Source organism: Pseudoalteromonas rubra (assembly GCF_005887095.1).
Taxonomy (GTDB): domain Bacteria; phylum Pseudomonadota; class Gammaproteobacteria; order Enterobacterales; family Alteromonadaceae; genus Pseudoalteromonas; species Pseudoalteromonas rubra_E.
Window position 1 is genome coordinate 1 of record NZ_PNCI01000089.1, and the last position, 11215, is coordinate 11215.

Annotated in this window: 13 protein-coding genes; 3 read left to right on the forward strand and 10 right to left on the reverse strand. The window is 48.4% G+C overall.

What is annotated here, in order from left to right; genetic code table 11:
* Positions 1–700 precede the first annotated feature (700 nt).
* The 10 genes from rpoS to CWB99_RS22910 form a co-directional block, all read right to left on the reverse strand.
* Positions 701–1684, reverse strand: a complete 984-nt coding sequence (rpoS, locus tag CWB99_RS22865) for an RNA polymerase sigma factor RpoS (RefSeq protein WP_054016062.1) — start codon at positions 1682–1684, stop codon at positions 701–703.
* 52 nt (positions 1685–1736) lie between these two features.
* Positions 1737–2564, reverse strand: a complete 828-nt coding sequence (locus CWB99_RS22870; RefSeq protein WP_138553404.1) for a peptidoglycan DD-metalloendopeptidase family protein — start codon at positions 2562–2564, stop codon at positions 1737–1739.
* Positions 2565–2644: 80 nt separating this feature from the next.
* Entirely contained in the window at positions 2645–3283 is a 639-nt protein-coding gene (locus CWB99_RS22875; protein WP_138553403.1) for a protein-L-isoaspartate(D-aspartate) O-methyltransferase, read from the reverse strand.
* 5 nt (positions 3284–3288) lie between these two features.
* On the reverse strand, positions 3289–4038 hold the full coding sequence (gene surE, locus CWB99_RS22880; RefSeq protein WP_138553401.1) for a 5'/3'-nucleotidase SurE: 750 nt from the start codon (positions 4036–4038) through the stop codon (positions 3289–3291).
* On the reverse strand, positions 4019–5083 hold the full coding sequence (gene truD, locus CWB99_RS22885; RefSeq protein ID WP_138553400.1) for a tRNA pseudouridine(13) synthase TruD: 1065 nt from the start codon (positions 5081–5083) through the stop codon (positions 4019–4021). The genes surE and truD overlap by 20 nt, the downstream gene beginning before the upstream one ends.
* Position 5084: 1 nt before the next feature.
* Entirely contained in the window at positions 5085–5564 is a 480-nt protein-coding gene (ispF, locus tag CWB99_RS22890) for a 2-C-methyl-D-erythritol 2,4-cyclodiphosphate synthase (RefSeq protein WP_138553399.1), read from the reverse strand.
* Positions 5561–6262, reverse strand: a complete 702-nt coding sequence (gene ispD, locus CWB99_RS22895; RefSeq protein ID WP_138553397.1) for a 2-C-methyl-D-erythritol 4-phosphate cytidylyltransferase — start codon at positions 6260–6262, stop codon at positions 5561–5563. The genes ispF and ispD overlap by 4 nt, the downstream gene beginning before the upstream one ends.
* Complete coding sequence (gene ftsB, locus CWB99_RS22900; protein WP_010383879.1) at positions 6255–6539, reverse strand: cell division protein FtsB; 285 nt, start codon at positions 6537–6539, stop codon at positions 6255–6257. Before ftsB ends, ispD begins: the two co-directional genes overlap by 8 nt.
* 53 nt (positions 6540–6592) lie before the next feature.
* Complete coding sequence (locus tag CWB99_RS22905) at positions 6593–7240, reverse strand: hypothetical protein (protein WP_138553395.1); 648 nt, start codon at positions 7238–7240, stop codon at positions 6593–6595.
* 91 nt (positions 7241–7331) lie between these two features.
* Positions 7332–7814: a DUF2947 domain-containing protein gene (locus CWB99_RS22910; protein WP_138553394.1), complete on the reverse strand. Its 483-nt coding sequence runs from the start codon at positions 7812–7814 to the stop codon at positions 7332–7334.
* A gap of 54 nt (positions 7815–7868) precedes the next feature.
* On the opposite strand from CWB99_RS22910, the gene CWB99_RS22915 reads away from it, so the two are divergent.
* The 3 genes from CWB99_RS22915 (at position 7869) to CWB99_RS22925 (ending at position 10189) form a co-directional block, all read left to right on the forward strand.
* Positions 7869–8093 (forward strand): DUF1653 domain-containing protein, encoded by a 225-nt coding sequence (locus tag CWB99_RS22915; RefSeq protein WP_249332072.1) that lies wholly within the window; start codon positions 7869–7871, stop codon positions 8091–8093.
* 75 nt (positions 8094–8168) lie between these two features.
* The gene (locus CWB99_RS22920) at positions 8169–9002 is read left to right on the forward strand and encodes an AAA family ATPase (protein ID WP_138553391.1); all 834 of its coding nucleotides are present in this window, start codon (positions 8169–8171) and stop codon (positions 9000–9002) included.
* 2 nt (positions 9003–9004) lie between these two features.
* Entirely contained in the window at positions 9005–10189 is a 1185-nt protein-coding gene (locus CWB99_RS22925) for a vWA domain-containing protein (RefSeq protein ID WP_138553389.1), read from the forward strand.
* Positions 10190–11215 lie beyond the last annotated feature (1026 nt).

The window sequence follows — 11215 nt, forward strand, 5'->3', positions numbered from 1 at the left end:
ATACGGATTGACGGAATACATTAAGTACTCCGTTATCTAAGGCTCTTGCTCCGTTGCCTTGTGCTTCCTCCCAGCCATCCCGTGCCCGACACGGGATCTACTCACAAGCGACTCCGCAAGATGGGTTACTCAGATGCAAAACCCCCTCGTTACTATCTGTGGTATTTTTATTGTATTTGGAATGGTTACCTGCTCGGAAACCAGGATGACGGGGTGACGGGGTTTAGAGTGACGAAATACACCACGCACTCCGTTGCTTCATAGTGCCTAGCTTGGAGGCCGGGTTGATGGGCTTGGTATGCTGGTAAGGTATGGGGGCCGGGGTGACGGGGTTTTGAATATGAGATCGGGGCAATTTGAGTGCAGGATGGCGGGCCTTATCGGGGGCGGGGTGATAAATTTTTGAGCTCAGAGTTCTGCTGACTATCAAAGCAAATGGAGATGTGGAGTACAGAGCCATATATCGGAGGGAAATACCTCTTTATGAATCACAACCTGAGCATTTAATACGCTCAATATAACAAGGTGTTTCTGATTTATTATCTGACGTCTGATTGGGCTAAAGAAATATAAAGCAGTGTAGGAAATGTGTTCTGGGAGGATATTCGAGAGTCATTCAAACTACGGAATGACTCAACGATAACGTGGCTATTCAGCGCTTAGAATACAGGAGAAAAGGTAACATGCGCTGCTACTCCACTTACATTTGTTCAAACAAGCTATCTGTGCTCAAGCCCTCATGCTGCAGGATGTCTTTTAAACGGCGTAGTGCTTCAACCTGAATTTGACGCACACGTTCTCGGGTTAAGCCGATCTCACGGCCCACATCTTCCAAAGTCGATGGTTCATACCCCAACAAGCCAAAACGACGTGCAAGCACTTCTCTTTGTTTCGGGTTCAATTCACCCAGCCAGTCAACGATATGGCGGTTAATGTCTTTGTTTTGAACTTCGCTTTCCGGCTCGTAACCACGCTCGTCAGCAATAATGTCTAACAGTGCTTTGTCATTATCACCGCCGATCGGCGTGTCTACAGACGTAATTTTCTCGTTCAGACGCAACATCTTACTGACATCTTCAACCGGTCTGTCGAGTGACTCTGCGATTTCCTCTGCAGTCGGTTCATGGTCCAGTTTTTGAGTCAGTTCACGTGCTGTACGAAGGTACACATTGAGCTCTTTGACCACATGGATAGGTAAGCGAATGGTGCGAGTCTGGTTCATTATGGCCCGCTCAATGGTCTGACGGATCCACCAGGTCGCATAGGTAGAAAAGCGAAAACCTCGTTCCGGATCGAACTTCTCAACTGCTCGGATCAGGCCTAGGTTTCCTTCTTCAATCAGGTCAAGCAACGCCAGTCCCCGATTGTTGTAACGCCGCGCAATTTTTACAACCAGTCGCAGGTTACTTTCGATCATACGTTTGCGTGACGCCTCACACCCTTTCAGTGCTTTACGTGCGAAGTACACTTCTTCTTCGGCACTAAGCAGAGGCGAAAAGCCAATTTCTCCCAGATACAATTGGGTTGCATCCAAATTCTTAACGCTGTCGTCCTTGGCGAAAAGTTCTTCATCATTTTCTATATCTTCGAGCAGCTCCGTTTTGGGCTCCTCTACTGAAACATCTTCAAACTTCTCGTCCAATTCTGGATTTACTTTACTATTCAATTTTGCTGTTTGAGCCATAAGCATCCCCCCAAGCGAATAAGTGACAGTTTTCCATCATTACGTCGATAGGCTATTTTTTAGGCAAGTACCTACCAGGATTTACGGCTTGTCCCCTATAACGGATCTCAAACCGCAACGCAACAGATGATGCGTCTGTATCTCCCATTTCGGCAATTTTTTGCCCAGCTTTAACTTGCTGCTGCTCTCTTACTAGCAATTTGGAATTGTGGGCGTACGCGCTCAGATAATCATCTGTGTGTTTAAGTATGATTAAATTGCCGTATCCCCGTAACGCACTCCCTGCATATACAACAACGCCATTTGCCGCAGCCTTAACAGATGTTCCCTTTTTATTTGTAATCTGAATTCCCTTATAGCCGTTTTCTTTGACAGAAAAACGTCGGGTCACCTTACCAACTGCGGGCCAGCGCCATCGTACCTTATTATTTGACAACTGTTTGGTATGACTGGATTTTTCGCTGGCTTGCTTTTGAACATACTCTCGTTGCTTAGGTCGATCAAGCTCTTTTTTCGGTGAAATGTTATTTTTTTGTTTTTTATAAGTTAATTTTGCGGTTTGTTCTGGCTGCTTTTTAGACGCTTTATACGCCTTTCTTGGATAGTCTAATGAGATGATCTGACCGGGGAAAATGGTGTAGGGAGGCTTAATTTTATTGATTTTGGCAACAGTTCTGACATCCTTATTTGCACTAAAAGCAATAGCAAACAAAGTGTCACCTTTTTTAACCTTATATTGATTATTTTTTATTTGAATTTTTTGTTTATAACTGGTCTTACCTTTAGAGAGATTCACAACCGGAGCGGGGGAATGCGGCGTGGTACATGCGGCCAGAAAATAGCACAATAGCAAAAGAGTATTGATGCGCGCCCGATTCATGCCTTGATTACTTTCCGCTTGTTAATTCGACCATCCACTTTAGCATACTCAACTGGATTTTCTCGCTTTTTTTGTCAAGTCTAGCTCAGTGCACCCGGAATTAAAGGAACAAAACGTACCTCAGCCAGTTTATTTTCAATGAACTGCTGACCTTTCCTTTGGTACATAGTGAGGACCTGATGTTGCTCACCAACAGGGATCACCATCACCCCCCCATCACAAAGCTGCTCCAGCAGCGCCTGAGGCACTTGTGCCGCCGCAGCGGTGACTATGATGCCCTCATAGGGACCTTTCGAAGCCCAGCCCTGCCAGCCATCACCATGCTTCATCGCAACATTGTACAGATCCAGCATGTGTAAACGACGCTTTGCCTGCCACTGTAATGCTTTGATCCGCTCAATGCTGTATACCTCGTCAAACAGCTGAGCCAGCACGGCCGTCTGATACCCGGAGCCAGTACCGACCTCAAGCACTTTTTTAAATACCCCGGCCTGGCGCAGCAGCTCGGTCATTCGCGCAACCACCAGCGGCTGAGAAATCGTTTGCCCCTGTCCAATCGGCAGTGCCGTATTTTCATAGGATTTGTGTTGCAGCACAGTATCAATAAATAAATGCCGGGGTGTGATCTCCAGACAATTCAGTACCTCAGGGTCGTTGATACCATGGCGCGCCAGTGTTGCAACCAATGCCTCTGCGCTGCGTTTATAGTTTTTGAGCAATGTACTTACTCCTGAGCGGCTATCCAGCTTGACAGAGAATCCAGGCTTTCATGTGCCGTCATATCTACTTTCAGCGGTGTAATGGCCGCATAGCCTTGTTTAACAGCGTAGAAGTCTGTACCTTCACCGGCATCCAGCTCCTGGCCCAGCGAGCCATACCAATAGACATCTCTGTTCCAGGGATCCAGCTGCCGGGTCATAGTTTCTGCTTTATGTCTGGCACCCAGACGAGTCACCTGCATACCTTTTAAGTCGGACAGGGGGATATCTGGCACATTGATATTGATGATCTGATCTTTAGGCAGTGGGTGGCTTTTCAGTGCTTTGATGAGTTTCACCGTAACAGCCGCCGCAGTTTCATAGTGTGCTTCACGTTTTGAGCACAGGGATACAGCAATGGCAGGTAAGCCGAGATGGCGACCTTCAGTCGCGGCAGCAACGGTACCCGAATAAAGCGTATCGTCACCTAGGTTGGCGCCGTTATTGATACCAGCCACCACCAGATCCGGCGCGTCATCAAGCAGCTGATTCACTCCCAGGTGCACACAGTCGGTGGGGGTTCCGTTGACACTCACAAAGCCATTATCCAGTGTCGTTGCCCGCAATGGGTTTATCAGTGTCAGTGAATTACTTGCACCACTACAATTACGGTCGGGCGCAATGACCACAACCTCAGCGATTTCACACAAAGCTTTGTAGAGTACGTCAATGCCTTTTGCATGTACCCCATCGTCGTTACTGAGCAGTATCTTCATCTTGGTTGCTTCCTTTTTTATCGTAGTTGCGATGGCTGACATCCTCATGATGAACCAGTTCACGCAGTATCGCGGTGGCATAGCACCCTTTAGGTAAATCAAAACTAAGCTGAATTGTTGTGGCGTCCAGGGATTTTACCAGCAGGTTTTCGGGTATCACCCGCAGCGCCCTGCGCTCATTTTTAAGCCCTAAAGTGCCCAGCCCCTGCCACCATTCAGCAAAGGGTTTGAGCCACTCTACCTCAAGTGCGGTAAGGCCTTTTTCGCCTTTACCCAGTAAAGGAGCAGACAACACAATATCCGCTTCAAGCAGCCGAACTATCAGCTCATCACTGATGTCTTCTTCAAAGAACGCGTTGCTGCCACTGAGCATAAAAACTTCACGATGCCAGGTCTTTGCCAGGCCATGTTCTGCAACCCGTCTTGAAACCAGCTGATTAAAAATATGTGAGCGTGCGGCCGAGATCACCAGACCTCGTAATTTTTTATCACGGATCCGCTCTCCCTCAAACAGTCTTTGTGCCATTTCCAGATTGTAGCCATCATGACCAAAGCGCTGCTCGCCAAAATAATTGGGCACCCCCTGGCGCACCGCGTTAACGCGTGACAACAGATCCAGTGGTTCACTGACATTACGTAGCGTGATGGTAAAACGATTACCTTTGTGGCATCCGGTACGTAATTTTCTATTGTGACGAATCTGCTTAAGCACAAACAGGCTATCGCTGTTAAGTTCGTTGAAATCCAGTGACTGCTTAATTGGCACCGGGACACTAAACCATTGAGTACAGACACCATGACGGTCCTTGAGTCCGCCGTAGCTGACATCCCTTGGCGCTACGCCGGCAAACTCGGCCAGCTTACGGGCAATAAAGGCGGTGTTCTCGCCTTTCTTCACAATCTGCAAGCAGACGTGTTCGCCTTCCCCGGTAAATTCAATGTCGAGGATTTCATCAACCATAAAATCTTCAGGCTGAGATTTAAAGTCAGCATGCGCCTGCGGTTCACCATACAAGTAATTGAGCTCAGATACACAGGTTTTCACACTAAGCCACCTTTGTCAGTAGCACCACAGCATGGCTGGAAATGCCTTCTTTTCTGCCTTCAAATCCCAGCTTTTCTGTGGTCGTCGCTTTGACATTAACCTGGCCAATGTCGGCACTACAGTCCGCTGCAAGATTCGCACGCATGGCGTCAATATGCGGACGCATTTTGGGTGCCTGAGCCACTATGGTCACGTCCAGATTACCAAGCTGATAACCCAGTTCACTGACTTGCTCCATTACGTTACGCAGCAGGATACGGCTGTCGATGCTTTCAAATTCAGCCGCAGTATCGGGAAAGTGTTTGCCAATATCACCCAGAGCCAGTGCACCGAGTAACGCATCACACACGGCATGGATAGCAACATCGCCGTCGGAGTGTGCAATAAAACCTTGTGTATAAGGGATTTTCTCACCACAAATCGTCAGCGGGCCTTCGCCACCAAACTTATGAACATCAAACCCGTGACCAATGCGAATCATAGTGACCTCTCTTTACTTTGTTGTGACATCAGAAAACTGGCCAGCGCATAGTCTTCCGGTGCGGTAATTTTAATGTTGTCTGAGCGGCCACTGACTAATCGAACCGGCAGCCCAGCATGCTCGATGGCCGACGCTTCATCGGTGATTTGAACTTGGCTCTGCAGCGCCTGCTGCAATGCATTCAGCAGCTGCTGATATGGGAAAAACTGGGGTGTCAGCGCCTGCCATAAGCTCTCTCGTGGCACAGTTTCTTCGCTGTGACTGGTACCGCGCTTAATGGTATCTTTGACTTTACTCGCCAAAATGCCGCCTTCCTGATGCGCTAAGCATTGCTCAATCAGATTGGTGATATCGCTTACTTCTACCAAAGGTCTGGCTGCATCATGAACCAACACCCAATCCGGTGGCGTGCTCTGCATAGCCAGCAAGGCATTCAGAACAGAATCGGCACGTTCTTTTCCACCCGTAACTCGCGTGATGTTCAGTCCACCTAGTGACAACTCACTAAAATAGCCATCGGTTTCGCTTACCGCAACGAAGATTTGGTTTAACTGTGGCAATGCAGCCAATTTATTGAGCGTATGCTCAAGCACGGTTTTGTCGCCAATTTTAAGATATTGTTTAGGGTGGTTCAGTCCCATTCTGGCCCCAACGCCAGCAGCAGGAACAACCGCTGCAATTGTAGTTGATTTATTCATCGTGCTTCTTTGACAGTACGCGGATAAAGGTTTCGTTGGGTTTGATCATACCCAGTTCGTGACGAGCACGCTCTTCTACCCCTTCGAGTCCAAGCTTCAGATCTTCGATATCCGCTCTGAGTAATTTATTGCGTTTGGCCAGATCGGCATTGGCAGCCTGATGCTTGTCTACGGCTGTTTTGATACGTCTGAAGTCTTCTAGACCATTGTGCCCAAACCACAGGTTATATTGGGTATATGCACAAAGACATAGCAATGCAAGTTGGAAATATCGCATTCGGGCTACCTTAATTGCTTTACAGGATCATGCATTGCACCTGGCAATGTGCACTACTTGCGTTGTTGTTTTTTTCTTACGTTTGCCCAGTTCACACTGCTGGCCAGTAACATTTCGCGTAAACCCAGCGTTCTGGGCGGTAGTATTTTATGATATTGCCAGCGGTGACCACAACAGGCAGCGGTCATTAACGCTTTACTTGGTTTGAGTAAATAACGCGTTGCTGGTAAATCGACCTGTTCATCTTCATCAAATGTATTCCCTGAACAGTCAAACCAGCCAAACTGGTTGCAATGCCAACGCCCGTCGCGAGTCTGATCCAGCGTATCTAAATACACACAAGTAATGCCATTGTCGATGACCATGACAGGCACCACCAAACCAACAGAGGCATGTGTCGTATAATAAGCTTTGACTTCATCACTGTGCCACTGGGGGCATTTACGTTGCCTGGCCAGCCAGCAGCCGTTGTGGCTATCGAGTTCGAGGGGAACTTCACCGAGCACAATATGCGTCGCGGCTCGCTCCACATAGTAAGGCAGGCTACTTAGCCGTCTTTGCAGACGGTCGAGATCGGGTTCAGCAGATAAGCCAGGTATTTCACGCGCATAAAAAACATTAGCCAGCTCAGCATACGCCAGCCGGGTTGCTTCATCCTGCCATATCGTGCTTTGTTGCTTAGTGTGACCTTGACTGTTCAAAATGCCTCCTTTACACAGAGGTTATATCACGACCACACGGTTAAATATAGCGCACGAATATGAAAGCCACCGCTAGCGGGTCGCCAAGTCCTTACGGATTTTTAGGCCGCTTACCGAGCCTGGCTTCTCCGGATTCACTGAACATCACCGCCGTATCCCGCTTCTTACCCAGCAACAGGCTGCCATCCGCCAAAAACATAAAGTTCTGCCAGGTCCGCTTAAACACATCGAACTGGGTTTCAATGATCAACTCCCGCGACATACAAAAGTACACTGTGGTGTTGTCTTCCCAATTTAGAAAGTCACAAATGGTGTCTGGCAGGGTTGCTTCACCCGCTTCCCACGGCCCTTCCCAGTCCAAGCTTTCCTGCCAGTTTTCTTCTTTACCTGGCCAGTCATGGGGCGTAAAAAAGTCGGGATGATCCTGCTCTCGACTGACCATAGTAGTCCACAGTACCGCCGCACGTTGCTCAGTCATCGGCTTGATCCGAGCCAGGTCGGCCTCATCAATGGGCAAATCCTGATGACGAAACACCCAGGCTTTCTTGAACGCATCGAGCGCAATATAATTCATGTCAGATACCTATTAATTAAAACCCCAACATTATACCCAATTGGAGCAACGACCGTGAGTAAAGAACTCAAACCCGGCATTTATCAACATTACAAAGGCCCGAAATATCAGGTGCTATTTATTGCCACCCATAGTGAAACCGAAGAAGCCATGGTGGTATACAAAACACTCTATGGCAACTTTGATCATTGGGTCAGGCCACTTAGCATGTTCTGTGAAACGGTCGAAGTAGATGGCCAGCAGCGCCCACGGTTTGCGTATCTGGGTGTCGCCGAATGATGAGCATTTGCACTGCCCTTACACGCTGTGGCACACTGGGATTCTATCACTCATCAGACCAGAGTTAAGAAGTTTATGTTCAAAGGTACCGAGTCTTATATTGCCAGCACGGCACTGCAACAAGCTGTGAATGCAGCTGTGATCCTGGAAAAACCATTACTGATCAAAGGGGAGCCTGGCACAGGTAAAACCCTGCTGGCTGAAGAACTGGCAAAAAGTCTGGATACAGAGCTTATTCAGTGGCACATTAAATCAACGACCAAAGCGCAACAGGGCTTGTACGAGTACGATGCTGTATCACGCCTGCGTGACAGCCAGCTGGGTGATGCACGCGTACATGATATTGGCAACTATATCATTAAGGGCAAGCTGTGGCAGGCCTTCACTCAGGCCAAACGCCCTGTCCTGCTGATCGATGAAATCGATAAGGCAGACATAGAGTTCCCAAATGATCTATTGCTTGAACTGGATCGCATGGAGTTTCATGTTTATGAGACCGGTGAGCAGGTTAAAGCGCAGGCTCGCCCTATCGTGATCATCACCTCCAACAACGAAAAAGAGCTGCCCGATGCGTTTTTACGTCGTTGTTTCTTCCACTATATCGATTTCCCAGACAAGGAAGAGATGCAGGCAATCATTGGTGTGCACTTTCCGGCCATCAAACCACGCTTAGTGAAACAGGCATTAGAGGTCTTTTTTGACTTGCGCAGCGTGGCAGGATTGAAGAAAAAGCCCAGTACCAGTGAGCTACTCGACTGGCTCAAACTATTATTGGCAGAAGACATAGATCCCGAAACACTTCAGGACCGTAGCCATAAAGGCGGATTGATGCCCCTGTTTGGTGCACTGCTGAAAAACGAGCAGGACGTCACTTTACTTGAGAAACTGGCCTTTTTAGGTAAGCGCTGATCATGTTGATCGACTTTCTATTCACGCTTAGACGCTATGGGGTGAAAGCTAGCCTGCGGGAGCTGCTGGACTGCCTCAATGCACTGGATAAAGGCGTGTGTTTTGCCGATATCGACGGGTTTTATCATCTGGCCAAAACCATCTTTGTCAAAGACGAAACTCAGTTTGATAAGTTTGACCGTGCCTTTGCCGATTACTTTGAAGGGGTTGAGTCTCTGGATCTGTTCAGCCAGTTACAGCAAAACACCCTGCCTCAGGACTGGCTGCGTAAAGAGTTTGAAAAGCATCTGAGTGAAGAAGAAAAAGCCAAGTTGAAAGCTCTGGGTGGGCTCGACAAGTTACTGGATACCTTAAAACAAAGGCTTGCAGAACAACAAAAACGACATGCCGGTGGCAACAAATGGGTGGGGACTGGCGGTACCTCCCCTTTTGGGGCATATGGTTATAACCCTGAGGGTGTCCGGATTGGCCAGGACGGCAGTCGCCACCGCCGTGCTGTCAAGGTCTGGGATAAACGTCAGTATCGCAACCTTGACGCAGACAGTGACATCAGTAACCGCACTATCAAGCTGGCACTCAAACAGTTGCGTAAATTTGCCCGCAGTGGCGCCAGCGATCAACTTGACCTGAATGAAACCATTCGAGCTACAGCTAAGCAAGGCGGTATGCTGGATGTGAAAATGGCCCCTGAGCGGCATAATGCTGTCAACGTCATTATGCTGTTCGATATTGGCGGCTCGATGGACGATCACATCCAGATCTGTGAACAGCTATTCAGCGCTGCACACAGCGAGTTTAAACACCTTGAGTTTTTCTACTTCCATAACTGTGTGTACGAACATGTCTGGCAGGATAACGACAGGCTGGATAACACCTTGCTCGATACACACCAGCTGATCAACCGCTTTGGCCGGGATTACCGTCTGATCTTTGTCGGTGATGCCACCATGGGCCCCTATGAAATAGCCTACCCTGGTGGCAGTGTTGAGCACTGGAATCAGGAGGCCGGTTCAGTCTGGTTACAAAGGCTAACACAGCATTTTGATAAAGTTGCCTGGCTCAATCCACAGCCGAAAGCCCACTGGCCCTACTACCAGTCGATTGGCCTGATCGATGAACTGATGGCAGGTCGTATGTTTCCGTTAACTTTAGATGGGCTTAGCGAAGCAATTAAAGAGCTCAGCTAATGAAAGTATAAAGTGCAATGACAGCGAGCAGCGCGAGTACATTTACTTTGCGCAATGAACGCGAGGGTGACGAGAAACCGAATCAACGCTTCGCAGGTCGAGGAAGTGAGTGCACTGACCCTCATGAATGTGGGGAAGTAGAATAATGCAGGAGCAATTATCGAGATGCGCGAAGGGCGATGAGAAACCGAAGCAACGCTTCGCAGCTCATTGAGGTGAGCGCATGGATGCGCGATGGGACCAAGCTTCATGGATGAATAGACAACACAGCTCTATCTACACGCTTCTATAAATGACATAAACACAAAAAAGCCTACTTATTTCGAATCTAGCTTTTCTTGTTTGAAGTCTGATAATGATTGTCGAATTTCAGTGCAACTCATACTAACGGTGTGGCCAGTTAGAAGATCCCGCATCAAGTGCGGGATGACGGTAGTGTGGGCTTGTGTGAATGGAGAAATACATGACACTACGTCAGAAATCGCTCTGCACATCATGAGAGCAAAGAGTATGTTTGAGCCGACGTATTTGTGTCGCTTTCCTGCAGCGGCTCCAGGTTTACCCAGCTCTACCACACCTCCAACAACAACTCCGTTGTCATCCCGCACGCGATGCGGGATCCATTTAAACCTGTTTTTCAGTGCTGAGTAGGTTTGCTTCGGTGTATTTGTCATACGTACGGTGTGGTCTGTTGGTAGATCCCGCATCAAGTGCGGGATGACGGTAGTGTAGACCTGTTTGAATGGAGAAATACATGACACTTCGTCAGAAATCGCTCTATACATCATGAAAGCAAGGAGTATGTTTGAGCCGGCGTATTTACTACACGTAAAGTGTCGCTTTCCTGCAGCGGCTCCAGGTTTTCCCTGCTCTACCACACCTCCAACAACAACTCCGTTGTCATCCCGCAGAGCGTAAGAGCACACGTATGAACTCCAGTGCACTAAGGCGCAACGAGTGAGCCGGGGTATGGATGAAAAGAAAGAGAGGGCGTGGCGGCGGCGGGCGGGGGGGTGGGCGGGGGTG

What these genes read in the sequence shown, in the direction of transcription:
- CWB99_RS22870 (WP_138553404.1), bottom strand. Translation starts at nt 2,564, where the DNA reads ATGAATCGGGCGCGCATCAATACTCTTTTGCTATTGTGCTATTTTCTG.
- CWB99_RS22910 (WP_138553394.1), bottom strand. Translation starts at nt 7,814, where the DNA reads ATGAATTATATTGCGCTCGATGCGTTCAAGAAAGCCTGGGTGTTTCGT.
- surE (WP_138553401.1), bottom strand. Translation starts at nt 4,038, where the DNA reads ATGAAGATACTGCTCAGTAACGACGATGGGGTACATGCAAAAGGCATT.
- CWB99_RS22925 (WP_138553389.1), top strand. Translation starts at nt 9,005, where the DNA reads ATGTTGATCGACTTTCTATTCACGCTTAGACGCTATGGGGTGAAAGCT.
- ispF (WP_138553399.1), bottom strand. Translation starts at nt 5,564, where the DNA reads ATGATTCGCATTGGTCACGGGTTTGATGTTCATAAGTTTGGTGGCGAA.
- ftsB (WP_010383879.1), bottom strand. Translation starts at nt 6,539, where the DNA reads ATGCGATATTTCCAACTTGCATTGCTATGTCTTTGTGCATATACCCAA.
- rpoS (WP_054016062.1), bottom strand. Translation starts at nt 1,684, where the DNA reads ATGGCTCAAACAGCAAAATTGAATAGTAAAGTAAATCCAGAATTGGAC.
- ispD (WP_138553397.1), bottom strand. Translation starts at nt 6,262, where the DNA reads ATGAATAAATCAACTACAATTGCAGCGGTTGTTCCTGCTGCTGGCGTT.
- CWB99_RS22920 (WP_138553391.1), top strand. Translation starts at nt 8,169, where the DNA reads ATGTTCAAAGGTACCGAGTCTTATATTGCCAGCACGGCACTGCAACAA.